Source organism: Halorubrum sp. GN11_10-6_MGM (assembly GCF_005435165.1).
Classification (GTDB): domain Archaea; phylum Halobacteriota; class Halobacteria; order Halobacteriales; family Haloferacaceae; genus Halorubrum.
In genome coordinates this window covers 23,717-49,672 of the sequence record NZ_SGUC01000007.1, presented here as the reverse complement: position 1 = coordinate 49,672, position 25,956 = coordinate 23,717, and the positions used below count along the sequence as shown (strand labels likewise).

Annotated in this window: 30 protein-coding genes and 1 tRNA gene; 15 read left to right on the top strand and 16 right to left on the bottom strand. The window is 71.2% G+C overall.

Annotation, left to right across the window (positions count from 1 at the left end; translation table 11 throughout):
* Positions 1-74 precede the first annotated feature (74 nt).
* Together EXE46_RS05545 and EXE46_RS05540 are read left to right on the top strand one after the other, a co-directional pair.
* Complete coding sequence (locus tag EXE46_RS05545; RefSeq protein ID WP_137687491.1) at positions 75-1,250, top strand: aminotransferase class I/II-fold pyridoxal phosphate-dependent enzyme; 1,176 nt, start codon at positions 75-77, stop codon at positions 1,248-1,250.
* Positions 1,250-1,534: a hypothetical protein gene (locus EXE46_RS05540; RefSeq protein WP_137687490.1), complete on the top strand. Its 285-nt coding sequence runs from the start codon at positions 1,250-1,252 to the stop codon at positions 1,532-1,534. The genes EXE46_RS05545 and EXE46_RS05540 overlap by 1 nt, the downstream gene beginning before the upstream one ends.
* On the opposite strand, the gene EXE46_RS05535 is transcribed toward EXE46_RS05540, so the two are convergent.
* Entirely contained in the window at positions 1,440-2,312 is an 873-nt protein-coding gene (locus EXE46_RS05535) for a hypothetical protein (protein WP_241981497.1), read from the bottom strand. The two genes, EXE46_RS05540 and EXE46_RS05535, sit on opposite strands and share 95 nt — an antisense overlap.
* A gap of 149 nt (positions 2,313-2,461) precedes the next feature.
* On the opposite strand from EXE46_RS05535, the gene EXE46_RS05530 reads away from it, so the two are divergent.
* Together EXE46_RS05530 and EXE46_RS05525 are read left to right on the top strand one after the other, a co-directional pair.
* Positions 2,462-2,839 carry a translation initiation factor IF-5A gene (locus EXE46_RS05530; protein WP_137687489.1) on the top strand — a complete coding sequence of 126 codons (378 nt, stop codon included), beginning with the start codon at positions 2,462-2,464 and terminating at the stop codon, positions 2,837-2,839.
* A 6-nt stretch (positions 2,840-2,845) separates the two neighbouring features.
* Positions 2,846-3,721, top strand: a complete 876-nt coding sequence (locus EXE46_RS05525) for an agmatinase family protein (protein WP_137687488.1) — start codon at positions 2,846-2,848, stop codon at positions 3,719-3,721.
* Positions 3,722-3,731: 10 nt separating this feature from the next.
* On the opposite strand, the gene EXE46_RS05520 is transcribed toward EXE46_RS05525, so the two are convergent.
* Both EXE46_RS05520 and EXE46_RS05515 read right to left on the bottom strand, forming a co-directional pair.
* A complete protein-coding gene (locus EXE46_RS05520) occupies positions 3,732-3,983 on the bottom strand; it encodes a hypothetical protein (RefSeq protein WP_137687487.1) in 252 nt (83 codons plus the stop codon).
* Positions 3,984-4,078: 95 nt separating this feature from the next.
* Positions 4,079-5,680 (bottom strand): amidohydrolase, encoded by a 1,602-nt coding sequence (locus EXE46_RS05515; RefSeq protein WP_137687486.1) that lies wholly within the window; start codon positions 5,678-5,680, stop codon positions 4,079-4,081.
* Between the two features lie 81 nt (positions 5,681-5,761).
* Here EXE46_RS05515 and EXE46_RS05510 point away from each other — a divergent pair, with 81 nt between their 5' ends.
* Complete coding sequence (locus tag EXE46_RS05510) at positions 5,762-6,211, top strand: universal stress protein (RefSeq protein WP_137687485.1); 450 nt, start codon at positions 5,762-5,764, stop codon at positions 6,209-6,211.
* Between the two features lie 13 nt (positions 6,212-6,224).
* Here the strand turns inward: EXE46_RS05510 and EXE46_RS05505 are convergent, their stop codons facing one another.
* Positions 6,225-7,202: an alpha/beta hydrolase gene (locus EXE46_RS05505; protein WP_137687484.1), complete on the bottom strand. Its 978-nt coding sequence runs from the start codon at positions 7,200-7,202 to the stop codon at positions 6,225-6,227.
* 49 nt (positions 7,203-7,251) lie between these two features.
* Between EXE46_RS05505 and EXE46_RS05500 the strand changes: the two genes are divergently transcribed.
* Positions 7,252-8,634: a DEAD/DEAH box helicase family protein gene (locus EXE46_RS05500; RefSeq protein ID WP_137687483.1), complete on the top strand. Its 1,383-nt coding sequence runs from the start codon at positions 7,252-7,254 to the stop codon at positions 8,632-8,634.
* Positions 8,635-9,002: 368 nt separating this feature from the next.
* Here EXE46_RS05500 and udk read toward each other — a convergent pair whose 3' ends face one another.
* Entirely contained in the window at positions 9,003-9,701 is a 699-nt protein-coding gene (gene udk, locus EXE46_RS05495; RefSeq protein ID WP_137687482.1) for a uridine kinase, read from the bottom strand.
* A gap of 311 nt (positions 9,702-10,012) precedes the next feature.
* Here udk and EXE46_RS05490 point away from each other — a divergent pair, with 311 nt between their 5' ends.
* From EXE46_RS05490 to EXE46_RS05475, 4 genes are all read left to right on the top strand, one after another.
* The gene (locus EXE46_RS05490) at positions 10,013-10,756 is read left to right on the top strand and encodes a CBS domain-containing protein (protein ID WP_137687481.1); all 744 of its coding nucleotides are present in this window, start codon (positions 10,013-10,015) and stop codon (positions 10,754-10,756) included.
* A gap of 83 nt (positions 10,757-10,839) precedes the next feature.
* Positions 10,840-11,433, top strand: coding sequence for a GNAT family N-acetyltransferase (locus tag EXE46_RS05485; protein WP_137687480.1), 594 nt, complete (start codon positions 10,840-10,842; stop codon positions 11,431-11,433).
* 61 nt (positions 11,434-11,494) lie between these two features.
* Positions 11,495-11,568: transfer RNA gene (locus EXE46_RS05480), tRNA-Thr, on the top strand.
* A 63-nt stretch (positions 11,569-11,631) separates the two neighbouring features.
* On the top strand, positions 11,632-11,841 hold the full coding sequence (locus EXE46_RS05475; RefSeq protein ID WP_137687479.1) for a hypothetical protein: 210 nt from the start codon (positions 11,632-11,634) through the stop codon (positions 11,839-11,841).
* 6 nt (positions 11,842-11,847) lie between these two features.
* On the opposite strand, the gene EXE46_RS05470 is transcribed toward EXE46_RS05475, so the two are convergent.
* The gene (locus EXE46_RS05470; protein WP_137687478.1) at positions 11,848-12,270 is read right to left on the bottom strand and encodes a universal stress protein; all 423 of its coding nucleotides are present in this window, start codon (positions 12,268-12,270) and stop codon (positions 11,848-11,850) included.
* 60 nt (positions 12,271-12,330) lie between these two features.
* Complete coding sequence (locus EXE46_RS05465) at positions 12,331-12,843, bottom strand: CinA family protein (protein WP_137687477.1); 513 nt, start codon at positions 12,841-12,843, stop codon at positions 12,331-12,333.
* Between the two features lie 59 nt (positions 12,844-12,902).
* Here EXE46_RS05465 and EXE46_RS05460 point away from each other — a divergent pair, with 59 nt between their 5' ends.
* The 4 genes from EXE46_RS05460 to EXE46_RS05445 all read left to right on the top strand — a co-directional run bounded on the left by EXE46_RS05460 (position 12,903) and on the right by EXE46_RS05445 (position 15,785).
* Entirely contained in the window at positions 12,903-13,589 is a 687-nt protein-coding gene (locus EXE46_RS05460) for a bifunctional 2-polyprenyl-6-hydroxyphenol methylase/3-demethylubiquinol 3-O-methyltransferase UbiG (protein WP_137687476.1), read from the top strand.
* Positions 13,586-14,191, top strand: coding sequence for a hypothetical protein (locus EXE46_RS05455; RefSeq protein WP_137687475.1), 606 nt, complete (start codon positions 13,586-13,588; stop codon positions 14,189-14,191). Before EXE46_RS05460 ends, EXE46_RS05455 begins: the two co-directional genes overlap by 4 nt.
* A 68-nt stretch (positions 14,192-14,259) precedes the next feature.
* Positions 14,260-14,535, top strand: a complete 276-nt coding sequence (locus EXE46_RS05450; RefSeq protein ID WP_137687474.1) for a hypothetical protein — start codon at positions 14,260-14,262, stop codon at positions 14,533-14,535.
* 68 nt (positions 14,536-14,603) lie between these two features.
* Complete coding sequence (locus EXE46_RS05445; RefSeq protein WP_137687473.1) at positions 14,604-15,785, top strand: response regulator; 1,182 nt, start codon at positions 14,604-14,606, stop codon at positions 15,783-15,785.
* Between the two features lie 64 nt (positions 15,786-15,849).
* Here the strand turns inward: EXE46_RS05445 and EXE46_RS05440 are convergent, their stop codons facing one another.
* The 4 genes from EXE46_RS05440 to EXE46_RS05425 all read right to left on the bottom strand — a co-directional run bounded on the left by EXE46_RS05440 (position 15,850) and on the right by EXE46_RS05425 (position 19,502).
* Complete coding sequence (locus tag EXE46_RS05440) at positions 15,850-16,491, bottom strand: thymidine kinase (protein WP_137687472.1); 642 nt, start codon at positions 16,489-16,491, stop codon at positions 15,850-15,852.
* A gap of 92 nt (positions 16,492-16,583) precedes the next feature.
* Positions 16,584-17,039 carry a hypothetical protein gene (locus EXE46_RS05435; protein ID WP_137687471.1) on the bottom strand — a complete coding sequence of 152 codons (456 nt, stop codon included), beginning with the start codon at positions 17,037-17,039 and terminating at the stop codon, positions 16,584-16,586.
* 79 nt (positions 17,040-17,118) lie between these two features.
* Entirely contained in the window at positions 17,119-18,183 is a 1,065-nt protein-coding gene (locus tag EXE46_RS05430; protein WP_137687470.1) for an amidohydrolase family protein, read from the bottom strand.
* A 56-nt stretch (positions 18,184-18,239) separates the two neighbouring features.
* Entirely contained in the window at positions 18,240-19,502 is a 1,263-nt protein-coding gene (locus EXE46_RS05425) for an HD domain-containing protein (protein WP_137687469.1), read from the bottom strand.
* Positions 19,503-19,763: 261 nt separating this feature from the next.
* Between EXE46_RS05425 and EXE46_RS05420 the strand changes: the two genes are divergently transcribed.
* Positions 19,764-20,168: a universal stress protein gene (locus EXE46_RS05420; RefSeq protein ID WP_137687468.1), complete on the top strand. Its 405-nt coding sequence runs from the start codon at positions 19,764-19,766 to the stop codon at positions 20,166-20,168.
* Between the two features lie 77 nt (positions 20,169-20,245).
* Here EXE46_RS05420 and EXE46_RS05415 read toward each other — a convergent pair whose 3' ends face one another.
* The 5 genes from EXE46_RS05415 to EXE46_RS05395 all read right to left on the bottom strand — a co-directional run bounded on the left by EXE46_RS05415 (position 20,246) and on the right by EXE46_RS05395 (position 25,769).
* Positions 20,246-21,448: an HD domain-containing protein gene (locus EXE46_RS05415; RefSeq protein ID WP_137687467.1), complete on the bottom strand. Its 1,203-nt coding sequence runs from the start codon at positions 21,446-21,448 to the stop codon at positions 20,246-20,248.
* Between the two features lie 72 nt (positions 21,449-21,520).
* The gene (locus EXE46_RS05410) at positions 21,521-22,480 is read right to left on the bottom strand and encodes a halocyanin domain-containing protein (protein ID WP_137687466.1); all 960 of its coding nucleotides are present in this window, start codon (positions 22,478-22,480) and stop codon (positions 21,521-21,523) included.
* A gap of 9 nt (positions 22,481-22,489) precedes the next feature.
* On the bottom strand, positions 22,490-23,050 hold the full coding sequence (locus EXE46_RS05405) for a transcriptional regulator (protein ID WP_137687465.1): 561 nt from the start codon (positions 23,048-23,050) through the stop codon (positions 22,490-22,492).
* A gap of 99 nt (positions 23,051-23,149) precedes the next feature.
* Positions 23,150-24,472, bottom strand: a complete 1,323-nt coding sequence (locus tag EXE46_RS05400) for a phosphoribosylamine--glycine ligase (RefSeq protein ID WP_137687464.1) — start codon at positions 24,470-24,472, stop codon at positions 23,150-23,152.
* Between the two features lie 76 nt (positions 24,473-24,548).
* Entirely contained in the window at positions 24,549-25,769 is a 1,221-nt protein-coding gene (locus tag EXE46_RS05395) for an FAD-dependent oxidoreductase (RefSeq protein ID WP_137687463.1), read from the bottom strand.
* Positions 25,770-25,956 lie beyond the last annotated feature (187 nt).

The window sequence follows — 25,956 nt, the reverse complement described above, 5'->3', positions numbered from 1 at the left end:
GGGGGACCCGACCGCTCGCGGCGCCGGGCACCCGATACCACAGCACCTAACCTCGCGCCCGCCCGATAACGGGTATGCGCATCGACCCGTTCGGCCTCGAACGCTGGTTCGCGGAGTACGAACACGAGGCCGACATCATGCTGGCCGAGAGCGGCATCCGCTCGCTCGACGCGAGTCGGTTCGACCTCGACCCGGGGAAGCTCGACTACGTCATCCCGACGAACGGCGATCCCGAGTTCCGGGCGGCCGTCGGCGACCGCTACGACCGGGCCGCCGACGAAGTCCTCTTCACCTGCGGCACACAGGAGGCGAACTTCCTGACGTTCCTCTCGCTGCTCGGCGACGAGGGGCCGGTCGACGGCAGCGAGGGCGACGCCGAGGGAGCGAGCGGCGAGTCCGGAATCGGCTCCGGCACCCACGCCGTCGTCGTCACCCCGACCTATCAGGCGCTCCACGCCGTGCCCGACGCGTTCGGCGACGTGACCCGCGTCGAACTGGAGCCGCCGGAGTGGGAGCTCGATCCCGACGCGGTCGCCGAGGCCGCGCGCGACGACACCGCCGTGATCGTCGTCAACAACCCGAACAACCCGACCGGGCGGCACCACGACGAGGCCGCGATGCGGGCGGTGTACGACGTGGCGGTCGAGCGCGACGCCTACCTGCTGTGCGACGAGGTGTACCGCCTGCTCGCCGAGGAGCCGCAGCCGCCGGTCGCGAGCTACGGCGCGCACGGGATCTCGACGACCAGCCTCACGAAGGCGTACGGGCTCGCCGGCCTCCGATTCGGCTGGATCGCCGGCCCGGAGCCGGTCGTCGAGCGCGCGTGGCGCTGGAAGGACTACACCACCATCTCGCCGAGCCTGTTCGGCCAACACGTCGCGAAGCAGGCGCTCGGGCGGCGCGAGGACCACATCCTCACGGAGAACCGCGAGCTGGCGGCCGACCACCGCGACCGCGTCGCGGAGTGGGTCGACCGCCACGGCCTCGACTGGTACGACCCGGTCGGCGTCAACGCGTTCGTGACGGTCCCCGACGGGTTCGACGACGCGGAGGCGTTCTGCCGGACCGTCGTCGAGGAAGCGAGCGTCGTCCTCGCGCCCGGACACCTGTTCGGCTTCCCGGAGCGCTTCCGGATCGGGTTCGGGCTTCCGACCGAGGAGCTGGAAGACGGCCTCGACCGCGTGACCCGCGTGATCGAAGACCACGCGACGGCGTCCGACTCGGCCGCGGCGACCGGAGGTGACGCCTGATGGGCTTCTTCGGCGACCTCAAGGAAGACGTGGTCGAGTTCGTCCGCGACCCCACCGACGAGCAGAAGATACTGGTGACCGCGGCGGTCGCCATCGCGATCGCGGACCGCGCGCTCTACTTCGTCGACTTCCCGTTCGTGGTGCGGACGACCGCCGCGGTCGGCGTGGGCTTCATCGTCATGTTCGTCGTCAGCTACCTGTACACGGGGCAGCTCGTCCCGCCGGACGGGAACGTCGGCGACGACGAGGAGCCGGAAGAGTACGTCGACGAGCTCGATCCGTAGCCGCGTCAGCTTTTCCGAACACGCCCGGCTGCCGCGACGTCGTCGCGTTCGCCGCGCCGCTCGTCGCTACGTCGCAGCGGTCGGCGCCGCTCGCCGCGGCCGATCCGCCGCCGTTCGCGTAGTTCACCGCGTCGCCCCAGTCGACGGGAGGAACGCCGGGGTCGCCGTTGTCTCCGTCCTCCACGTCACTCCGGAGGTCGCGGTGGTCGTAGTCCGGGTCGCGGAGGCGCTCGGCGAGCTCCGGCGTGACCGCGACCCGTTTCACCGTTCGTCCCACGCCGCCTAGCGACCCGTCGTCGAGACCGAACTCGACGTCGTACCCGCGGACGTGCGCGCGGTCGAACTCGTCGTGGAGCGCCGCGGCCGCGCGGGCGGCGTGGCGGTAGACGCCGTCCCGTCCGGGGTCGCTCGTCGCCAACGGGAGGCGCACGACCGGGACGTACACCGGGTCGCCGTCGTCGTGTTCGGCGACCTCGTGGAGCGAGGCGTCGGCGGGGACGTCCGCTCCCTCGCGAAGCGGGGCGTCGGTCGGTGAGGGGTGGTCGTCAGCGAGCGCGTCGGCGACGCGGTCAACCCGCTCGTCACTGGAGCGGAGCGCGTACACCGCGATACCGGCGATCAGCGCGAAGCCGCCGGCCATCACCGCTCCGGCGACCACGAGCCCGTCGCCGTTCAGGGGGACCGCGGCCGGGTCGACGGTGGCGGCGGCGCCGGTCGCGACGAGGTCGGCGACGGTCGAGAGCGGTGCGTCCGGAGAGAGGGGGCCGGTCGGGGACACGCCCGGCGATCCAATGCGGGGCCTGTTGAGTGTTTTCCTCGGGGCCGGCCGGCGGAGTTCCCGAGTCGGGCGTCGGGTACGGACGCTCCGGATTTCGCGAGCGCCGCCGTTCCAAACCGTTTATACCCGCCCCGCGGGAAAAGTCGTTCATGCCGCGAGAGCAGAAGCAGGTTCGCGAACTCCAGGAGGGCAGCTACGTGATGATGGACGACGCGCCCTGTAAGATCAATCATTACAGCACCGCCAAACCCGGGAAACACGGCAGCGCCAAGGCCCGCGTCGAGGGCAAGGGCGTCTTCGACGACAAGAAGCGCTCGCTCTCGCAGCCGGTCGACGCGAAGGTGTGGGTCCCGATCATCGAGCGCAAGCAGGGCCAGGTCGTCAACGTCAGCGGCGACGAGGTCCAGGTGATGGACCTGGACACCTACGACACGTTCACGATGCGCATCCCCGAGGGCGAGGACTTCGAGTCCGACGACAACATCGAGTACCTCGACTACGAGGGCCAACGGAAGATCCTCGGGTAATCGGGTATGTTCCCCGGAGCGACGACGGACCGCGAAACTGCTTCCTACGTGGTCGTCGGCGCTCCGCTCGACGCCACGACCACCTTTCAGCCGGGCGCCCGGTTCGGACCGGACCGGGTCCGGCGATTCGCCGAGAGCTACGACGACTACGACCGCCGCACCGACAGCCGCTTCTCCGCGCTCGGCGTCGGCGATGCGGGCGACGTGCGCCCGTGGGACGACGTCGAGGCGTACCTCGATCACCTCGCCGCGGAGCTTCGGAGCGTCGCCTACGACGACGCGACGCCGCTGCTCGTCGGCGGCGAACACACCGTCACCTACGCGGGCGTCGAGGCCGTCGACCCCGACGTCCTCGTCGTCTGCGACGCCCACCTCGACCTCCGCGAGGCGTACGACGGGAACCCGTGGAACCACGCCTGCGTCACCCGGCGGTGCCTCGACGACCTCGGCGTCGACCGCGCGGTGATCGTCGGCGCCCGCACCGGCTCCGAGGCGGAGTGGGACCGCGCCGCGGACGCCGACGTGGAGGTCGTCGCGCCCGAGGACGCCCGGGAGTGGATCGACGCGCTCGGCGGCGACGCGGGGGGCGGGGACGCGTCATCCCCGTCCGCGGAGCGGTTCGCCGGCGAGTCGGTGTACTGTTCGATCGATATCGACGGCCTCGACCCCGGCTACGCTCCGGGGACGGGAACGATGGAACCGTTCGGGCTCGAACCGCGGGAGGTGCGCGACCTCGTCCGGGCGGTCGCCCCGCACACCGAGGGGTTCGACGTCGTCGAGGTGAACGACCGCGACGACGGGCAGGCGGCGGCGCTCGCGGGCAAGCTGCTGCGGGAGTTCGCGCACTCACACGCGGCGGCCGCCGCCGAGTCGGCCGACTGACGGCGACCGTTTACGAGACCTCAGAGAGCCGCCGTCGCGCGGCGGTCACCGCCTCCATCGCGTCGATCCACTCGCGCGGGTCGGTACACCAGATGCGGTCGCCTTCGACGCTGACGCAGAAGACCGAGTCCGCGGAGGGCGACAGGGTGACGGCGTCGACGTCGGGACGGTCACCGAGGTACGCGTTGATGAGCCGTCTGGCGGTCTCCGCCTCCGAGCGGAGGCGGTTCCCCGCGGCGTACTCGATAGCTATCTCTGCCATGCCTTCGCCTTCGAACTACACGATTAATAATTGCTGTTTCTTGGCAGCGATTGCGGGTTTCACGGGTCGCCGACCGGGGGGTTCTCGGCCGCCGACTACCGCCCGTCGAACACGACCTCGCCGTCGACGACCGTCAGCGCGACGTCTACCTCGTCGATCGCGTCGGCGTGCTCCCACGGGGACGCGTCGAGCGCGACGAGGTCCGCGCGCTTGCCCGGCTCGATCGTGCCGAACCGGTCCTCGTCGAAGCCGGCGTAGGCGGCGCCGCTCGTGTACGCGCGCAGCGCCTCGGTGACGGTCAGCCGCTGCGCCTCCGCGGGGGCGTTGACCGCGTGGTGGACGCCGACGAGCGGGTCCATCGGCATCCCGTCGGAGCCGAACGCGAGCTCGACTCCCGCGTCGAGCATGTCGCGGTAGCGGTTCGTTCGGGCCGTCCGCTCTTTCCCCAGCCGTTCCTCGTACAGGCCGCCCTCGTCCGCCCACTTCAGGAAGTTCGGCTGGACGCTGGCGACGACGCCCGTCTCCGCGAGCCGCTCGATCGCGTCGTCGTCCGCCATTTCGACGTGTTCGACGCGGTGGCGGGCCTCGGCCGGGTTGGTCTCCGAGGCCTCCTCGTAGGCGTCGAGGACGGCGTCGACCGCCTCGTCGCCGATGGCGTGCGCGGTGAACTGGAAGCCCGCCTCGGTCGCGTCCGTCACGGCTTCGCGCAGTTCCTCGGGGTCGACGACCCACTGGCCGGTCTCGTCAGGGGCGTCCGCGTACGGTTCCGAGAGCCGGGCCGTCCGGCCGCCGAGGCTCCCGTCGGTGTACGACTTGATCGCGCCGGTCTCGACGAAGTCGCTCCCGGCGTTCGTCGCGAGTCCGGCCTCGCGGACCGCGTCGAGGTGGTCGCTCCAGTAGTTGATCCGGACGCGGGCGGTGAGCTCGCCGGCCGCGTCGAGGTCGCGGTAGACGCGCGGCGCGTGCGAGTTCCGGACCATGTCGTGGAAGCCGGTGACCCCCCGTTCGGCGCAGGCGTCGAGCGCGGCCTCGACGACGGCGCGCGTCTCCTCGCGGTCCGGCTCGACCGCGCGGTAGATCGGATCGATCGCGGCTTCGAGCAGGACCCCCGTCGGCTCGCCGTCGCCGTCGGTCGGCACCGTCCCGTCCGGGGCGGCCGCCAACTCGTCGGCGAACCGGTCGAGCGCGACGCCGTTGACCGCCGCGACGTGCATGTCCTCGCGGAACGCCGCCACCGGGCGCTCGGTCGAGACGCGGTCGAGGTCTTCGCGGGTGAGGTAGCGCGACTCGTCCCACGTCGACTCGTCGTAGCCGTACCCGAGCACCCAGTCGGTCGCGTCGTCGTCGCCCTCGACGCCGCTTCCCTCCGGTTCCACTTCCGCCGCGCGCTGGGCGAGCAGGTCGACGGCCGCGTCCGGAGAGTCCGCCGCGGAGAGGTCGGCGTGGACGAGGTAGCGGCCGACGGTGGTCAGGTGCGTGTGCGCGTCGACGAACCCCGGGAGCAGGACGCGCCCGTCGAGGTCCACGACCTCCGTTTCGACGCCCGCGAGCAGCCGCACGTCGTGGCTCCGCCCGGTCCGGACGATTTTCCCGTCGCGCACGGCGACCGCCTCGCGGACCGCGTCGCCGCCGGCGTCCGGGTCAGCGAGCGTGTGTACCTCCCCGTTCACGAAGATCCGGTCCGCGGCCTCTGTCATGGGAATTCCGGGGGCACACAGCGTGTTAACCGTTCGGGAAACGGCGACCGATTTATTCGCTCCCGCGACGAACCGCCGCGTATGTACGACCACGTCCTCCTCCCGACCGACGGCAGCGTCGGCGTCGACCGCGCGATCGACCACGCGATCGACGCCGCCGACCGCTACGACGCGACCCTCCACGTCCTCTACGTCGTCGACAGCGACGTGGTGAACGCCTACTCGGGCGACGAGTTCGTCGACGGCGCCGAGGGCGCCGAGGAGACGCTCGAAGAGGCCGGCCGGGAGGCGCTCGACGCCGTGGCGGCGCGCGCTCGCGACGCCGACGTGGAGACCGTCACCGCGCTGCGGTACGGCGTCCCCCACGAGGAGATCCTCCGGTACGTCGACGAGGCGGACGTCGACCTCACGGTGATGGGGTCGAAGACGCGCTCCGGGAGTTACCGCCGGATGCTCGGCTCCGTCACCGAGCGCGTCTCCCGACAGTCGAGCGCGCCCGTGAGCATCGTGAAGACGACCGTCGACGCCTGATCTGCGGGCCAGCTTATAACCGGTCTCGGACGTCCGCAGCGACCGCCGACAGCGCCGCCTCCGCGGTGTCCACCCGATCCGCGAGGCTACAGAACCCGTGCGCCATCGCCGGGTAGTGGCGCCCCTCGACGGGCGTCCCCTCGCTCTCGAACCGCTCAGCGAGCGCGAGGCCGTCGTCGCGCAGGGGGTCGAAGCCGGCCGTGACGACCGTCGCGGGCGGGAGGTCGCCCAGATCCTCCGCCCGGAGCGGCACCGCGTACGGGTTCGCGGCGTCGACCGGGCTCCGCAGATACCGGTCGTAGAACCACCGCATATCCTCGCGGGTCAGCAGGGGGCCGTCCGCGTTCTCCCGGTACGAGTCGGTCTCGAAGTCGTCCCCGGCGATCGGATAGAGGAGGAACTGTCCCCCGAGAGCCGGAACGTCGCCGACGTCGCGGGCGCGGAGCGCGGTCGCGACCGCGAGCGCGCCGCCGGCGCTGGTGCCGGAGACGCCGATCCGGTCGGGGCCGACGCCGAGCGCCGCCGCGGCCTCCGCGACCCAGTCGACCGCCGCGGCCGCCTCGTCGACCGCGACCGGGAACGGGTGTTCGGGCGCGAGCCGGTAGTCGACGGAGACGACGACCGCGTCGGCGCGCACCGCGAGCTCGCGGCAGATCCCGTCGACCGAGTCGAGCGTGCCGAGCGTCCACCCGCCGCCGTGGAAGTGGACGAGAGCGCGGGCCGCGGCCGCGTTTTCGGCCGTTCCGCCGTCACTGTCAGCCGTCCCGCCGGCGCTTTCGGGGCGGTACACCCGCACCGGCACCTCGCCGTGCGGCCCGTCGAACGCGAGGTCGCGGACCTCGGACACGGGCGGCTCGGGCGGACCGGAGAAGAGATCGTCTTCGAGGCGGCGGGCGGCGTCGACGGAGAGGTCGCTCCACGCGGGGAGCCCCAACGACTCGATGTCTGCGATCGCCGCGGCGAGGTCCGGGTCGAGTTCGTCCGCGCGCATACCGGGGCGAGGCGGTGGGACTTTGTAAGTCGGTCGGCAACTCCGGGCGATGGACGTCCGGTTGACCTACGAGGACGGCACGATCCGGGTCGACGCGGACGCCGACCTCGCGGCCGACGCGCTGCCGCCGCTCCCGGGCGTCGAGACCGACCCCCGGACGGGGACCGGTCGCGCGCCGGCGCACCGCTACGCCGAGCTCCGGCGGGCGCTCCGGGTGGCCGGCGTCTCGGTCGACGACCGCGTCCTCGACGCGAGCGACCGGGCTGCCGAGGAAGCCGGGCTGCCGGACGCGCTCGCCACCGACTACGACCTCCGGGAGTACCAGCGCGAGGCGCTCGACGCGTGGCACGAGGCCGGGGACCGCGGCGTCCTCGAACTCCCGACCGGCGCGGGCAAGACCGTGATCGCGATCCGGGCGATAGTGGATCTGGGCGTGCCGACGCTCGTCGTCGTCCCGACCGTCGACCTCCTCGACCAGTGGCAGCGCGAGCTGGAACGCGAGTTCGACGCGCCGATCGGGCGGTTCGGCGGCGGCGAGCAGCGACGCGAGGCGATTACGGTGTCGACGTACGACTCGGCGTACCTCAAGGCGGACGGCGTCGGCGACGCCTTCGAGTTCGCCGTCTTCGACGAGGTCCACCACCTCGGCGGCGAGGGGTACCGCGACGCCGCGCGCCTCCTCGCGGCGCCCGCGCGACTCGGACTCACCGCCACCTTCGAGCGCCCGGACGGCGCCCACGAGGTCGTCGCGGAGCTGGTGGGCGAGCGCGTCTACGCGCTCGACGTCGACGACCTCGCGGGCGACCACCTCGCGCCGTACGACATCCGGCGGATCGAGGTGGAGCTGACGGACGCGGAGCGCGAGCGCTACGAGGAGACGCAGGGGACGTTCGTCGAGTACGTCCGCGACGCGGGCATCACGTTTTCGAGCGGCAGCGACTACCAGGAGCTCGTCAAGCGCTCCGGCAACGATCCGGCCGCCCGGGAGGCGCTCCTCGCGAAGCAGGACGCCCGCGAGATCATGATGAACGCCGACCGGAAAATCGAGCGGCTCGCCGAGATCTTAGACCGCCACCGCGACGACCGCGTGATCGTGTTCACGGCGCACACCGACCTCGTCTACCGCCTCTCCGAGCGTTTCCTCATCCCCGCGATCACCGCCGAGACGGGTGCGAAAGAGCGCCGCGAGATCCTCGAACGATTCCGGGACGGCACGTACGGCCGCGTGGTCGCTGCCAACGTCTTAGACGAGGGGGTCGACGTGCCCGACGCCAACGTCGCGGTCGTGCTCTCCGGCTCCGGCAGCGAGCGCGAATTCACGCAGCGGCTCGGTCGCGTGCTCCGACCGAAAGACGACGGCGGCCGCGCAACTCTCTACGAGCTCGTTAGCACCGAGACTGCCGAGGAACGGGTGGCGAGCCGGCGTCGATAAGCCGGAACGGTCGAGATACGAGATTTAAATGGCTGTGAGCGGCTGCGACGATTGGTAATAAATGGCGGTGCGGTGGCGCGTGCCTGCGAGCGGCCGCCCTCGGCGGCCGCGAGGAGCACGCGCGAGGGACGCGGTGAGCGCTCGGAGAGCGCGAACCGCGAGGCTGGGGAGGCGTGAGGTGCGGGGCTGTGCTGTGCCGGGTGGGATTCAAAGGGGCAGGCGCGCTCGACGAACCCCGGCGACGCAAGGACCGCAGGGAGCGGAGCGACCGAGGACCGCAGCGAGCCGTGGGAGTCGAGCGCGCCTGGGGCTTTGGCGGTGTCTGCCCTTCCGGTATCCGTCCGCAGAAATTCGACGTATCTACCCGATTAATCGTCGCCATCGACGTCGAGCGAGCGCTTCTCGCCGAGCTCCTGTTCGAGGCTCCCGCGCTCCCAACTCCGCACGGCGTCGCCCTCGACCTCGGCGCGGAGCTTCTCCTCCAAGAGGTTCACCGCGACGCTGTTGGCGCCCTCCGGGATGATCACGTCGGCGTGTTTCTTCGAGGGCTCGATGAACTGCTCGTGCATCGGCTTCACCGTCGAGAGGTACTGGTCGATGACGCCCTCTAGGTCGCGCCCGCGCTCGATCACGTCCCGACGGATCCGCCGAAGAATCCGCACGTCGGCGTCGGTCTCGACGAACAGCCGGAGGTCCATCATGCCGTTTATCTCCTCGTCGTACAGCGCCAGGATTCCCTCCAACACGATGACGTCGGTCGGCTCGACGGTGACGCGCTCGTCTTTCCGGTTGTGGATCTCGAAGTCGTACTGTGGCATCTCGACGGACTGCCCCTCCAGCAGCGCCTCCAAGTGCTCGCGGAGCAGCTCCCACTCGAACGCGGAGGGGTGGTCGTAGTTGACGTCCTGTCGCTCCTCGAACTCGAGGTGCGAGAGGTCCTCGTAGTAGTTGTCCAGGGGGATCCGGGTGACGCTGTCGCCGAGGTCGCGGGTGACGAGCCGGGAGACGGTCGTCTTCCCGGCGCCCGTCCCCCCCGCGATCCCGATCACGAACGAGGGAATGGTCATACCGGCGTTCGAACGGCCGCGGGCTTGAACGCTCCCTTTCGTCGGCGCGCGAGGGAGAGCCGACGCGCCCCTTCGAAGACGCGCGAATCCGTGGCGAATCCGCGACGAATCCGCGACGAGTCCGCGACGAACCCGCGACGAACCCGCGACGAACCCGCGACGAATCCGCGACGAACCCGCGACGAACCCGCGACGAACCCGCGACAAATCCGCGCGCCAAGTCGTGTGGCAACCGATCGCACAGCTACGCTCGCCGCGGATAAAACGCTACCGGGGGCACCTTTTAGCCGGTCGGAGCGGATCCGAGTCGTATGCGAACAGACACCACGGTTCGCGACGTGATGCATCGCGAGTTCCTCGGCGTCAGCGAGTCGGACGCGCTGTCTGAGGCGGCCGCGCTCATGGTCGAAGAGGGAACGAACTGCCTCGTCGTCGTGCGCGGCGGCGAGCCGGTCGGACGGTTAGCGGCTCACGACGCGCTCGACGCGCTGCTGGAGACGACCGACGACGATGCGACGGCGACGGACGGAGACGGGACGTCAGAGGAGACGCCCGTCACCGTCGGCGAGGCGATGGGGCCGCCGCTGCCGACGGTCTCGCCGGACGACTCGCTCGCGACGCTCGAAGAGCGGCTCGTCTCGGAGGGGACCGACCGAGTGGTCGCCGTCGACGACGGGGAGGCCGTCGGCGTCGTCACCGACGGCGACGCGCTCGCCGCGGGCGCACCCCGCACGGGGGCCGGCGCCGACGGCTTCGGCGACGAGACCGCGACCGGTGACCCGCGGCCGGAGGAGACGGTGCTGTCGACGGCGGCCGCGACGGATTCCGACGCGGAGCGGAGCGCCGCGGCGACGATGGACCCGGAGGCGACCCGAGAACGCACCGCGACCGCGTCGCGGGACGAGTCCTCCGGGACCGACGGCGGCGCCGACCCGATCGCGGAGGCGCAGGGCGGGGGCTCGACGCAGGGCGTCTGCGAGAACTGCGGCGCGCTGGTGCCCGACCTCGTCACCGCGAACGGGCAGGCCGTCTGCCCGAACTGCCGCGAGATCTGAATCGACAGCGAGATCCGAGTCGCTTCGGAACGGCCGATTCGCCGGCCGGCAGTCTCAACACGCCGCGAACCGAAGCCGGGGGCATGGGCGAGACGGACGCGGGGATCGAACCGGCGACCGCCGACGACGTCGACGCGGTCACCGACATGTGGGTGGCGCTCGCGGCCGATCAGCGCGAGCACGGCGCCACCCTCCGCGCCGAGGCGAACCGCGCGACGGTCCGCGAGTGGGTCAGGCAGTCGGTCGTCACGGGAGAACTGCTCGTCGCTCGCGGGTCGGACACCGCGTCGGGATCGGACGGTGACTCGAGGTCGGACGGCGACTCGACGTCGGCCGGCGACGGCTCCGGTCCCGTCGGCTTCGTCGGCTTCTCGCTCGAACGCGGCGACTACGAGCGCGACGCCGTCCGCGGAACCGTCAGTAACCTCTACGTGGTGCCCGAGCGTCGCGGGGAGGGGATCGGCGCGGCGCTGCTCGACGCGGCGGAGCGCGCGCTCGCCGAGGCGGGCGCCGACCGCGTCGCGCTGGAGGCCCTCGCCGACAACGACCGGGCTCGGGCGTTCTACGCGGACCGCGGCTACGGTCCCCACCGCGTCGAACTGATGAAGCCTTTAGGTGAGGAGGGAGCCGCGGACAGCGTCGGCGAGACGGCCGAATCCGCGGACGAAAGCGAGTGACCTCGGCCGGGTTCGCGGAAAGCGACACGCACTCATAGGAGGACCGAGTACGGCCGCACGCGCCAGGGGAGCATGGGTGGTTCATGCACTCGACTTGTAATCGAGACTTCCGGGGTTCAAATCCCTGCCCTGGCTTCGCGCGGTTCCGCCGACGCGCCCGCGGGCACTTCTTAAGTATCCCCGAGACCCACGTGCGGTATGGACTCGTCGGACCGCGCGCTGCTCGGCGTGGCCGGAATCGTCGGCGCGCTCGTGCTCGCGGTCGCGTTCGCCGGCGGCTACCTCTTCGGCTTCGACGGGTCGGCGGCCCGTCCGATCCGGCTCCTCGCGGTCGAACCGCTCACGTGGATCGTGATCGCCGCGCTCGTCGTCGCGGTCGTCGGGAACGCCTACATCGGCTCGGAGTGAGGCGGCTCATCGTACGACCGTCACCGGGACCGGCGACCGCTGGAACACCGTCTTGGCCACGTTCCCGACGAACAGGCGGTCCGCGAGCGACCCGCTGTGGGTTCCCAACACGACGACGTCGAACGCCTCGGCGTGGTCGATGATCTGGCGCGCGGGCCGACCCGCCTCCACGACCGTCTCGACCGTCGCGTCGTACTCGGCGGCTATCTCGCGGGCCCGCTCGAAGACGGGTTCGGCGGCCTCACGGATCCCCTCTTCCCCGCCGTCGTCCGACAGGGCGATCCCCGCCGCCTGTCCCATCATCGGCGACGCCGCGCCGACGACGTTCAGGACCGTGATCTCTGCGTCCGGATGACCGTCGAGCGCGTACCGCAGCGCGCGCTCTGAGAGGTCGGAGCCGTCCATCGCCACCAGCACGCGCTCTATCATACCGGCAATACGGACCGGAAGCTGATAAACTCGTGTGGCGGGGACGGACCGATCCGGCCGTCAGCCCTCGACGTCCTCGATGGTACGGACGAGCACGCCGAGCGCGCGCTCCGCCGCGCCGCGCTTCACCGCGTCGCGATCCCCGTCGAGGACGGCCCGCTCGCTGCGGACGAACGACTCCTCGGTCCCCCACGGCGCGGCGTGCGCGACGCCGACGTAGACGAGCCCCACCGGTTTCTCGTCGGTCCCGCCGGTCGGCCCCGCGATCCCCGTCGTCGCGACCGCCCAGTCGGTGTCGGCCCTGTCGCGCGCGCCCGCCGCCATCTCGCGGACCACCGGATCGCTGACGGCGCCGTGGGCGTCGAGCGACTCGCGGGAGACGCCGAGCAGTTCGCGTTTGGCGCCGTACGTGTACGTCACGAAGCCGCGGTCGAAGTAGGCGCTCGCGCCCGGCACGTCCGTCACCCGGGACCCGACCAGTCCGCCCGTGAGCGACTCCGCGGTCGCGAGCGTCTCGTCGCCGTCGCCGAGCAGCGCGTTCAGTCGCTCCGCGAGGTCCGTCGCGTCTGCCATGCCCCCACTCCGTGCGAGGCGCCCCTGAGGTTTACGCCCGCCCCCCGCGAAGAACGACCGTGACCGACTCCGACTGGGACGAGCGCTTCGCGGCGGGCGAGTACCCGCGCGCGCCGGAGCCGTCCCCCGTACTCCGCGCATACGAGCCGTCGCTGCCGGAGGGCCGCGCGCTCGACGTCGCTGCCGGGACCGGCCGCAACGCGGTGTTCCTCGCGGACCGCGGCTACGACGTCGACGCGCTCGACGCCTCGCGGGAGGGACTCCGCATCGTCCGCGAGCGCGCCGCTGAACGGGGCGTCGGCGACCGGATCGAGACGGTTCGGGGCGACGTCTCGACGTACGGCTTCCCGACGGAGACGTACGACCTCGTGACGATGAGCTACTTCCACACGCTCGACCGGTTCGCGGACCTCGTCGAGTCGCTCGCGCCGGGCGGCTACCTCTTCGTCGAGGGGCACCTCCGGTCGGCGGAGCCGTCGCCGTCGGGGCCCAGCGACGACCGCTACCGCTTCGCGGCGAACGAACTGCTCCGGGCCGGGCTCGGACTGAGCGTGCGCTACTACGACGAGACGACGGCGGAGCGCCCGGGAGACCGCCGGCGCGCCACCGCGCGGCTGCTCGCGCAGAAGTCGACCGGCGGACGCCAGTCGTACCCGCCCCGTCCGGCGGCGCCGGATCGATGGCCGGGAGCCGAGGGCGATCCGACCGGCGAAACCGAGCCTCCCGCGGACGAGCGAGACGCGTGACCGACGACGGCTCCGCGTCGCCCGCGGCGGTCCTCCGCTCGCTCGTGGCGCGCGCCGTCGAGGCCGATCCCGCGAGCCTCGACGAGCGAATCGAAGTCGTCGAGCGCGGGAGGGGGCCGGACGGCGACGACGCGGGCGAGGGCGATTCCCGAATCCCCGCCGGGCGGCTCGCCGAACTCGTCGGCGAGGCGGACAGCGTCGTCGCCGTCGTCCCGCGGTTCGACGCCGACCTCGCGCGGCGACTGAACGCCTCGCTGTCGGCGGACGACCCCGGGTCAGACGAGGGGAGCGACGCCGACCCCGATACGAACCCCCCGCGAACGGTTCGCGTCGTGTTCACCGACGCCGCGAGCGACCGCCTCTCCGGCGCGACCGGACCGATCGTCCGGCGGGCGCTCGCCGACCGCGGCGTCGACGCGTACCGCCACGCCGGCGAGTCGCCGGTGGCCGTGGCCCTCGCCGACGAGCGCGCCCTCGTCGGACTGGTCGACGACGCCGGGATCGCCGCGCTGCTGTGGACGGGGGACCCGGCCGTCCGCGAGTGGGCGGCCGCGACCTGTCGGCGCTACCTCGACGGCGCGGAGCCGGTGAGCGCGGACTGACCGGAGCGACCCTCGACCGACGGGGCGCTCCCCGGTCCGCTTTTGAGGGTCGGCGTCGAAGGACGCGTATGAAAGCGTTACTGCTGTTAGTGGCCGGGATCGGCGGACTGCTGGAAGCCGTCGCGCCGCGGCGCGCCGTCGCGCTCTGGACGCGCGCGCTCTACCGGAACGCCGGCGAGGCCGAGCCGCGCGAGTGGGTGTACGCGGCCGCGAAAATCGAGGGGACGCTGGTGGCGGCGGGCGCGCTCGTGGGGCTGTTCCGGCTCGCGACCGCCCCCGACGGGACCGCGACCGCCGAGGGGACGCTCGCGAACGAGCGCGACGGCGACGCCGACGGAGCGTGAGCCGAGCGCCGGCCGGCGGCGGCGGCGCGACCCGAACGTATATCCGGTAGGTCCCGGTATGGCATTACATGACGGGGACTCACGCGGACCCCCAGTCGGAGGACGCGTCGGCGGTTCGCGTCCTCCACGTCGACGACGATCAGGCCTTCCTCGATCTGACCGCGACCTTCCTCGAGCGGATCGACGAGGCGTTCGCGGTGACGTCCGCGGCCGACGTCGACGACGCCCTCGAAACGCTTGATTCGGCGCCGATCGACTGCGTCGTCTCCGACTACGACATGCCCGGGACGGACGGGCTGACGCTCCTCCAGTGGGTCCGCGACCGCGGCGTCGAGGTCCCCTTCGTGCTGTTCACCGGCAAGGGCAGCGAGGAGATAGCGAGCGAGGCCATCGCCGCGGGCGCGACCGACTACATCCAGAAGCGCGGCGGCAACGATCAGTACGAGGTGCTGGCCAACCGAGTGCGGAACGCGGTCGACCAACACCGATCGCGGGCCGCGCTCGCCGCGAGCCAGGAGCGGCTCTCGCGGTTCATCGAGCAGTCGCCGCTCGGAACGATCGAGTACGACGAGGCCTTCCGGATCGTTCGGGTGAACCCCGCCGCGGAGGAGATCCTCGGCTACGACGAGTCGGACCTGCTCGGCGGAACGTGGCTCCCGTTCGTTCCCGAGCCGGAGTACCGGCACGTGGCCGCGCTCGAACGGGACCTGCTCTCGGATAAGGGCGGGTACCAGAGCGTCAACGAGAACGTCCGCAGCGACGGCGAGCGGATCCGCTGCGCGTGGCACAACCAAGTGGTGACCGACGACGAGGACGCGGTGATCGGCGTCTTCTCGCAGTTCGAGGACGTCACCGAAGAGGAGGCGCGGAAACGCGAGATCGAGCGGACGAACGCCGTGTTGTCGACCGCGCTCGACGCGCTTCCCGTGGGGATGCTCGTCGAAGACGCCGACAGGCGGGTGATACGGGTGAACGAGCGGCTGTACGACCTGCTCGACGTGGACGGGGACCCGGAGACCGCGACCGGCGTCGACTGCGAGGCGCTCGCCGAGGAGCTGAGCGCGGAGTTCGCGGAGCCGGAGGAGTTCGTCGACCGGATCGAGCGGATCGTCGAGGCTCGGCGCCCGGTCGACGACGAGCGGCTCGCGCTCGCGAACGGAGGAACGCTGGTCCGCACGTACAGATCGATCGACCTCCCGGGCGGCGACGGACACCTGTGGGCCTACCGACGGGCGCGCCGATCCGACTGAGCGTCGGTCTCGTGTTGACGGACGACCGACCCCACGCCGACGGACGACCGGCCGGGGAACCGGCTCAGTCGTTCGCGGAGTCCGCCTCGGCGCTCTCGAACGGGCGCTGTTCGTCGGGCCGGTCCCCGGTCAAGAGGACGTGGCAGTCGCGGCACCGGGCCTCGTAGGACTCCTCGGCGCCGACGAGGATCGTCGGGTCGTCGACGTGGGCGGGCTCGCCCTCGATGAGCCGCTGGTTCCGGGAGGCGGGCTCGCCGCAGACCGAGCAGATGGCCTGTAGCTTGTCGACGTACTCGGCGGTCGCCATGAGCTGCGGCAGCGGCTCGAACGGCTCGCCGCGGAACGTCTGGTCGGTGCCCGAGACGATCACGCGGCTGCCGCGGTCCGCGAGGGTGTTACAGACCTCGATGAGGGCGTTCGAGAAGAAGTTCGCCTCGTCGATCGCGACGACCTCGGCCGGGTCGTCGTCGAGGACGTCGAGCGGGCCGTCGCCCTCGTTGTTGACGACGGTCGCCTCCCACTGGCGGCCCGTGTGGCTCCCGATCGTCGTCTCGCCGTAGCGGTCGTCGACCGCGGGCGTGTAGACGGCGACCGACTGGCCGGCGATCTCGGACCGCCGGAGCCGGCGGAGCAGCTCCTCCGTCTTGCCCGAGAACATCGACCCGGAGATGACCTCGATCCAGCCGGATCGAGTGATGGCGTGCATACCCTATCGGGCCGGTGCCAGCGACTAAACCATTACTCTCCCGCCGCGTCGCGTCCGTTTCGCGACCGTCGAACACCGCCGTCAGCCGGGGATCAGACCCCGGTCGCGACCGCGACGATCAGGGCGGCGACGAGGACGTACGCCGCGGCCGAGACCGCCCAGTCGCGCCGGATCGGCCCGAGCCGCTGGCGCGGGAGTCCGGACGCGCGCGGCAGCGGGACGAGCGCGAAGAAGCCGACCATCAGCGCGAACTGCGCGACGCCCGCGACCGCCAGCGCGACGGCGGTTCCCGCGCCGAGCGCCGCCTGAACCGCCGAGACGAGGCCGACGAACAGCAGCCCGGAGCCGGCGCCGGCGACGTAGTGGACCCACGTCGCCAGCCGCTCCGGCGCGTCGTCGACGGGCGTGTCCGTGAGCACGCTCGCAGCGACCTTCGGCGCCGTCTCCCCCTCCGGGCGCCGCGCCATCACCGGGTCCATCGCGAGCGTCGCGAGGAGTCCGACGACCGGTCCGAGGGCGAGTCCGGCGAGCAGCGAGAGCGTCGTCATCACGGTATCACACGGCCGCGAGGGGTTTCACTCCGTCGACGGGGACCTTCGGTCGGACGGCCGCCGAACTCGCGGCGGGTCAGTCGGCGCGCGGGACGACCGACTCGCCGCCGATCACGACCCGCGAGACGTCGGCCTGTCCGGCGCGCCTGACGACCGCCCGGACAAGGTCGCGGGCGCCAGCGAGGTTGTCGGAGTCGCCGTCGAGGACGAGCAGGTCCGCGTCCGCGCCTGACTCGATCACGCCGCGGTTCAGCCCGGCGATATGGGCGCCGTTGGCCGTCGCCATCCGGAGGATCTCCCGGGCGGGGAGATCCGAGAGCTTCGCCGCGAACTCCATCTCGCGGAACATCGACGGCGAGTCGGTCATCACGTTGTCCGTGCCGAGCGCGACGGTAGTGCGCGCCGCCAGTTCGCGGATCGGCGGCACGCCGACGTTCGTCACGAGGTTCGAGCGCGGGCAGACGACGACGGGCGTCTCCCGGTCGGCGAGCCGTTCGAGGTGGATCGGTTCGGCGTGGACCATGTGGACGAGGAAGTCGGGGTCGAGGTCCATCGCGGCGTTGACGTCGTCCGCGTCGCGCTCGCCGGCGTGGATCCCGAAGGGTTTGCCGGCGTCGCGGGCCGCCGAGCGGACCGCGTCGAAGTCGGCGTCGCGGGCGCCCGAGGCCCCGTACCCGTCGGCGACCGAGAGCACGTCGGGGTCGTCGCGGCCGAAGACGACCGGCTCGATCGCGCGCTCGCCGAACGCGACCCCCTCGCCCGCGAGCGCGTCGCGGAGCGTGCGCACGCCGTCGACGCCGCCCTCGCGGAACTCCAGGAACGTGCCCGTGCCCGTCGACTCCATGTACCGCAGGGTGCGCGCCATCGCGGCCACCTTCTCCTCGCGGTCGGTCGCCCGGAGGAGCCGGTGTTTCAGGCCGTCCGGCGGGGCGACGAGGTCGTCGAGCGAGAGCCCCTCGCCGGCCTCCTTGGCGATCGAATCGCCGATGTGGGTGTGGGCGTTGACGAACGCCGGGAGGAGTACGTCGTCGCTCTCGACCGACTCCTCCTCGATCCGGACGATCTCGCCGTCCGCGACGACGACCCGGCCCTCGACCGGCTCGAAGTCGGGACCGACCAGAATCGTCCCCTCCAGATGCATACCGGAGGATCGCCAGCCGGGGTTAAAACGTCACGGGACCGGGACGGCGGGGCCGGCTACTCGAACTCGTCGAGCGTCGTCGGCATCGCGTTCCGGACCTCGGTCACGAGCCCGTCGGGGTCGAGGCCGAGCACGTCCGCGGCCGCGCGGCCGACGCGGTCGGTCGCCGGCTCGGGCGCGTACACGCCGAGCCGCCACTGGTTGCGCTGGGCGGTCCGGAGCGCGGAGACGAGCGGCGACTGGCGTTCGAGGCGTCGGATCTCCCCGTTGACGGTCACACGCGCCGTCGACTCCCGCATCGTCGGCTCGGGCGGGACGTCTAAGATCACGTGGTCGCGGGCGACGCCGGCCTCCGCGGCGATCTCGCGTTCGAGGGCGGCCTCGGCCGCGTGGTCCGCGTCGTGGACGCGCTCGGGAACGTCGTCGTACTCGGCCCACACCGCCAGCTTGTAGAGGTCGCGCTCGTCGTAGCGGCGGGAGAGCTCCGCCGTCTCGCGGCAGTCGCGGATCGCGGCGAGGAAGTCGTGGTCGTCCATCCGCCGGAGCTCGGGCGCCGTCGTCGCGGTCGCGTCGAGGAGCTCGGTCGCCGCCCGGCGCAGCATCGCCTTCGAGATGCGCGCGACGTGGTGGGTGTAGACGACCGGATTCATCAGCGCCCGGGCGAGGAGCAGGCTCTCCGCGGTCTGGACGTTCCCCTCGTCCAAGACCAGTTCGGGACCGTCACGACTCGATCCGTCGGCGCTCGCGCCGTCACCGCGCTCGACGAACGTCAGTTCGCGGACGAACCGCTCGGTGTCGATGGTGCCGTACGGGACCCCCGTGTGGTAGGCGTCGCGCACGAGGTAATCCATGCGGTCGACGTCGAGCTCGCCCGAGACGAGCCCGGCGTACGGCCCCTCGCCGGCGACGATCCCGGCGATCCGGTCCGGGTCGAGGTCGTGGTCGCGCAGCACCTCACCGACCGCGCCGGTCGCGAGCAGCCCGTCGACGTCGTCGTGGTACTTCCCGGTCCGGCGGTGGGTGAGCGATTCGAGGTTGTGGCTGAACGGGCCGTGGCCGACGTCGTGGAGCATCGCCGCGGCCTCGATGCGGTCTGCGCGTTTCCCCTCGATCCCGAGGTGGTCGAGCGCGCGGCTCGCGAGGTGGTAGACGCCGAGGCTGTGCTCGAACCGCGTGTGGTTCGCCGAGGGGTAGACGAGCTGGACCGTCCCGAGCTGTTTGACGTGTCGGAGGCGCTGGACGGCGGGGGTGTCGACGAGCGCCGCGGCGACACCGTCGATCTCGATGTGGTCGTGGACGGTGTCTTTGACCGTGATCATGCGTCCGCCTTCGGCGGCAACGGATAAAAGGCTGTGAGTGTCGACCGGAACGGCGCCCGTCTCGCCGTGAGGCGAGTTCGCTGCGAGGCGGTTGCGTCCCGATGCGAGTTCGCTGTGACCTGATTTCGTCCCGACGCGAGTTCGTTGCGAGCCGGTTCCGTCGCGACGCGAGTTCGTTGCGAGCCGGTTCCGTCGCGATCCGATTCCGTTCCCCGCGAATCCCCGGCACGATTTATACGCCGACCCTGCGAAGCGTCGCGTATGTACGACGTGTTGCTCGCCATCGGACTCGACGACGAACAGCGGGCGATCACACAGGCGGAGGCGGTCATCGATCTGCCCGGTGCTCCCGACGAGGTGACCGCGCACCTCTGTCACGTCTTTCAGGACAACCCGGAGGGCGCGTCGGTCCACCAGCTCGGGACCGTGCGGCGCGCCCGCGAGGCCCTCGAAGACGCCGGCGTCGACTGCGTCCACCACGAGGCCAGCGGCGACCCCGGCGACGAGCTCATCGCGGCGGCGGACGACGTCGACGCCGACGTCATCTGCGTGTCGGGCCGCAAGCGGAGTCCGGCCGGCAAGGCCGTGTTCGGCAGCACGACGCAGGAGCTCGTGTTGAACGCGGACCGCCCCGTGCTGGCGGTTCCGGGCCCCGACGGAGTCTGAGGAGAGCGCGAGGCGGCGGGTCGCTCGGCCCGCGGACCGCGCCGTGCGGGCGGCGGGGACTCGTTCGGCTGCGCCGCTCAGGCGGAGGGTCGACTCGCCGCCCGCAGCCCCAGCACGTCCCGCGCCGCGCTCGCGACCGCGCCGACGTGTTCGGCCGGACAGTAGACCCCGAGCCGCCAGCGGCGGCGCTCGGCGGCCCGGAGCCCGGTGACGAGCTCCGAGGCGTCCTCTAACCGCTGCGGGACGCCGTCGACGACGACGGCGGAACCGGACTCCTTGAGCGCCGGGCGGGAGGGGATGTCCACGAGGACCGCGTCGCGGTCGACGCCCACGGCGTCCGCGATCTCGCGTTCGGCGGCCCGCTCCTCCGCGCGCCCCGCGTCGACGGTCCCCGCCGGAACCTCGTCGAGCTCGGCCCAGACGGCGCGCTTGTAGAGGTCGCGCCGCTCGATGCGCTCGCCGAGCGCCGGGACCCGGTGACGGAGCTCGACGAGGAGGTCGTGGTCCGCCATCCGACGGAACGCCTCCACGTCGGTCTCCGTGCGGTCGAGGTAGCGCTCGCAGGCCCGCTCCAGCATCGCGCCCGCGACTCGGGAGACGTGGTGGCGGTAGACGACGGCGTTCATCAGCGACCGCGCGACGAGCAGGCTCTCGGCGGTGGCGACGTTCCCCTCGTCTAAGACGAGATCCGCCGAGGCTCTCTCCCCGTCGCCGCCGATCAGTCGGAGTTCCGTGACGAGCCGCCCGGTGTCGACGGTGCCGTACGGGACGCCGGTGTGGTGGGCGTCGCGCACGAGGTAATCCATGCGGTCGACGTCGAGCTCGCCCGAGACGAGCGGGCCCAAGGCCCCCTCGCCGTCGATCAGGGCGGCGACGCGCTCCGGGTCGAGGCCGTTGCGTTCGAGGATCTGGCAGACCTCGCGGTCGGCGTCCGTGAGAAGCCACCGCACGTCGTCGTGGTCCCGGCCGGTCGCGCGGCGGATGATCCCCTCGGTCTGGTGGCCGTACGGGCCGTGGCCGACGTCGTGGAGCATCGCCGCCGCCCGGACGTGCGCCGCGGTGTCGTCGTCGACCCCGAGGCCCTCGACCGCGCGACCGGCCAAGTGGTAGACGCCGAGGCTGTGCTCGAACCGGGTGTGGTTCGCGGAGGGGTAGACGAGCCGGACGGTGGACAGCTGTTTGATGTGTCGCAGCCGCTGGAACGCCGGCGTGTCGACAAGCTCGGTCGCGAGGTCGCCGAGCCGGACGTGTCCGTGGACGCTGTCCTTGATCGCCTTCATTGTCGTCCGATCGCCCGCCGGGGAATTGGACGTTTCGCCTCGGCGCCCGAGCGCTCGGTCCCACCGACGCGCTCAGTACCGAGACGGCGAGACGACTACCGCGCCGCGCATCCCGCCGTTCCGGTGGCGCTCGCAGGCGTACTCGTGGATTCCCGCCTCCTCGAAGGTGTGCTCGAACACGTGTTCCGCCTCCTGATCTTCAGGGGTGTCGGCGGCCTCGACGGCGACGAGGTCGCTCTCGAAGGGCCCGTCTTCGGCGACGACGCTGTGTTCGCCCGCGCCGGGTATCCAGCGCCACCTGACGGTCGTTCCGGGAGTCACGCGGAGCGCGGGCGTGCCGTAGACGAGACCGGTGTCCCACTCCTCGGCCTCCGGGTCGTATCCACCGGGGCCGCCGACGCGGACGGTGACCGAGTCTCGTCGGAGCGGATTCTCGGTCCCGGAAACGTTCGGCGTCTCCGCGAACCAGTCGCCGTAATCGACGGGCGTCGTGTCGTACTCCGTGACGTACGACTCGATCTCCGGGCCGACGACGAGCGCCCCGTGCTCGCCGATGCTCTGGTGGGGGCGACAGGAGTACCGGGTGATCCCCTCGTGGGCCTCGGTGAGAGTGACAGCGTACTCGTGACCGGCCTCGTCGGTGAGTTCCGATCTGATCGCCGCAGGACCGTCGTACGTCACTACGTCGTGGACGCCACTCTCACCGGTCCACTCCCAGCGGACCGTCGTGTCGTAGTCGACCCACACCGCCGCGGGGTCGAATCGAAATCCGTCGCCGTCGCCGACCGCGATCGCGACCTCGTCCTCGCCCCGCCGGTCGACCGTCCCGGCGTAATCTGTCCCGCCGTCGAACCAGTGGCCGTACTCCGGCTCGGGCAAGTCGGTCGTGTCGGTGAACCCGTCGCCGGAGCCGTCGCTCCCGCCGTCACCGATCCGGTCGAGGGTACCGAGACAGCCGGCGAGCGTCCCGAGCGTTCCGCCCGCCGCCAGCGCCAGGGCGCGGCGACGGGAGGTGGAGGGCGTTCGTGACATCGGCCGTGGTCACTCGTCGACGACGTCGATCCCGAACCGCTCTTCGAGCGCGCGCACGACCGATCCGCCGACGTTCGCAGTCGCCGCCCGCCCGTCCTCGACGGCGAGGAGGTCGTCCTCGTCGAGTTCCAGTTCGGCCGCGACCTCCTCGACCGTCAGCCCGGCGTCCTGCCGCGCCTCGGTGACGACGTCACCGTAGCCGGAGACGAGGTACGGGAGCCGGTCGGACTCGTAGCTCGTCCCCTCCTCCTCCCACCGCTTCGAGTCGCCGGTCGCGGAGTCGTACATCTTCGCCTGCTTCCGGGCGAGCTCCTTCTTCCGGCTCTCGGTCGCCCCCGAGTTGGCGCCGGCGCCGCTCGAACTGCCGCCGGAGCTCCCGCCGCGCCCGCTCGGGCCGCCCCGATCGCTCGGGGCGTTGCCGGCGTCGTCGTGGGGGCGGCAGTTCGAACACACGAGCAGCTTCGCGCCGGCGACCGTCGCCTTCCGGAGGTCCGTGGTCTCGCGGCCACAGAGCTCGCACGCGTCGCCGTCGTCGCCGCCGCCGCCGCCGCCGGTCGAATACTTCGGCATACCCCGAGTAGTGGGCCGGACCGTTAAAAAGTCGTGGAGGCGGCCGCTCGGCGCCGCCCGGGTCGAACCCGAGCCGGGGGCCGGTTTCCGGACCGGCGCTCAGGGTCCGGCGTACGGCCCGAGGTAGCCCCACGCCTGAAGCCGGTCGCCGTCGCCGTCGATCCAGCGCTCGCCGATGTCGTCGCGGTAGTACATGTTCGGCATGACGATGTCGTCGATCCGGTCGTAGGCTTGCTCTCGTGCTGCCCCCATCGTCTCCCCTTTTCCGGTCACGACGATGGGCATCCCGCTCTCGCCGGCGACGCGCCACTGCCCCTCAACCTTTTTCGCGTCTTCGAGATGAATGCCTTCGCGGCTCTCCGTTTCAAACACCACGGCCGCGTTCCGCGAGTTCTCGTCGTACGTCTTCTCGTCGTCGAACGGGAACGGCGGGAGGACGACTCTGACGGCGATTTGGTACCCGTTGTGAACGTCTACCGCTGGCTCGTTGCCGTGCGCGAGGTCGTAGAAGAATTCCCCGGTGGACGACTCGATCGATTCTTCTTGAAGCGCAATGGTCGGGTAGCCGAAACGTGGCGTGAACTCCAGCGGGTAGATCCCGTTCTCGTTGACGATACAGTTGATATCGATACTCCCGACGTACCCCTCGTCGGCGAGCCAGCCTTCGATTTTCCCGAAGGTTTCTTCGAAGAGTTTGTTCTGGCCCGCCCAGAACATCGAAGTCCCCATCTCGCCGGTCGATGGACCGATGTTCCCCGGGAACAGTTTCTTGTGCTCAAAATTGAAATTGACTTGGTCGATGAACTCGCTTCCGTTGAAGAACCCGCAGACAGCGACCTCGACGCCGTCGACCTTCCGCTGGAGCTGGAACCCCTTCATCCGGTGCCCCCACGCCTTCTTGTACGCCTTCAACACGTCTACGACGTCGCTCCCGTCGTCCTCGTTGCCGACGTACAGTAAGCGCTTGACGTTCTGGACTTCGCCGAGTGGTTTGATCACGTACGGAGCAGGGTTCTCTTGGACGTGCTGTATCCCCGCGTCGAAACTATCGAAGACGTGGTGTTCTACGGTGTTGACGCCGTGGTCTTCGAGGATCTCCATCGCGTACGCCCGATCCTCTTCGAGGCGGTCGGTGTTCGGCGTCCCGCCGATGACCGCCTTGCCTTCTTCGCGGAGCTGCTGTGCGAGTTCGCCGGTTCCCACGTCCGACCCGACCCAGATGTCGTCGAAAATGATGACGTCGGCCCAGTCGACCTCGCCGCGCCAGTCGTCGGTCTTGGGAACGAACCCGTCGCCGATCTCTCGGTCGCTTTCGGCCTCGATGTAGTACCTCACGTCGTGGCCCTCGCGCCCGACCTGCCACGCCAGATCGGTGATCAGCGCGGCGTCGGCGGAGACGAAGAGAAAGTTGGCGGCGTCCATACGCCCCTTTCTCTCCAAGTCGACTTGAGTGTGGGTGCGGAGACGCCGCGTCGGGGATCGAGCGCTCAGAAGCGGTTCACGTACCGACCACGTCGGCGTCGGTCGGGTTCGCGCCGCCGTACTCGGCGACCAACTCGTCCAGCCGCTCCGGGTCGTCGGCGTGCGCGAGCGGCTCCGTCGCGGTTACGCAGGGCGCGTCTACCCCGAGCCGGTCGCAGACCCGGTCGGCCGTCACCTCCGCCATCCGCCGGTAGGTCGTCAGCTTCCCGCCGACGACGCTGTAGAACCCCTCGACGCCGTCGCGCTCGTGATCGAGCAGCGTGAAGCCGCGCGAGATCCCCCGGCGGTCCTGCCCGTCCTCATCGGGGGCGTAGAGGGGGCGAACGCCCCACCACGTCCGTACGGTCGGCGCGTCGGCGACGGCGGGCAGCATCGCGGCGCACTCCTCGACCGAGCGCTCGACCTCCCAGTCGGCCGTCTCGTAGTCGTCGGGGTCGGAGACGGGAACGCTCGTGGTTCCCAGCACCACCTCGCCGTCGTGGGGCACGACGATGTCGCCGTCGTCGGGGTCTCGGCACCGGTTCAGCGCCGGACCGAGCCCCTCGTATTCCACGGAGACCATGACGCCGCGGCTCGGCGCCATCCCGACCTCGACGCCCGCCATCCCGGCGATCCGGTCGGCCCACGCGCCGGTCGCGTTGACGACGACTTCGGGCGAGAGCGTCGCGTTCACGTCGCCGCCGACTCGAACCGAGTCGACCGCGCCGCCGCGGACCGTCACGTCCTCGACAGGCGCGTGAGGATAGACGCTCGCTCCGCGCCGCTCGGCGTCGGCGGCGTTCGCGGCGACCAGCCGCGAGGGGTAGACGACGCCGTCGGGAACCCGAAACGCCTCCTCGACTCCGGTCGCGAGCCCCGGAACCGCCTCACGGACCTCGTCGCTTTCGAGTCGGTCGGTCGGAATCCCGACGGCCTCGGAGGCCGCGATCTTCTCTTCGAAATAGTCGGGGTCGTCGCCCGCGAGTCGGACGAACAGCCCGTCGGTCTCACGGATACAGCCCCCGGCGATCTCCCGGAGCGTCCGGTTCTCCTCGATACACTCGCGCGCCCCTTCTGCGTCGGCCTCTGCGTACCGGGCGCCGCTGTGGAGGAGGCCGTGCGAGCGTCCAGACGTGCCGCTCCCGAGGCCGCCGCGGTCGACGAGCGTCGCGTCGACGCCGCGGGCGACGAGGTCGCGAGCGATACCCGTCCCCGTCGCGCCGCCGCCGATAACGAGGACGGTCGGGTCCTCGTTCACGCCGCGATCACCTCTGTCCAACCCGAGCGGGAGCCCCGCCGATCCGAGCGAGAGTTCACCGCGAGATGCCGTCGTCTCGGGTCGCTGTCGAGCATGTGAACGGTAGGCATTCCGGACACTTGAGGCTGCCGTCCGTTCGGGCGTAAAACACGTTCAGAAGTTCTCTGGGACTAGAATTCGGATTACA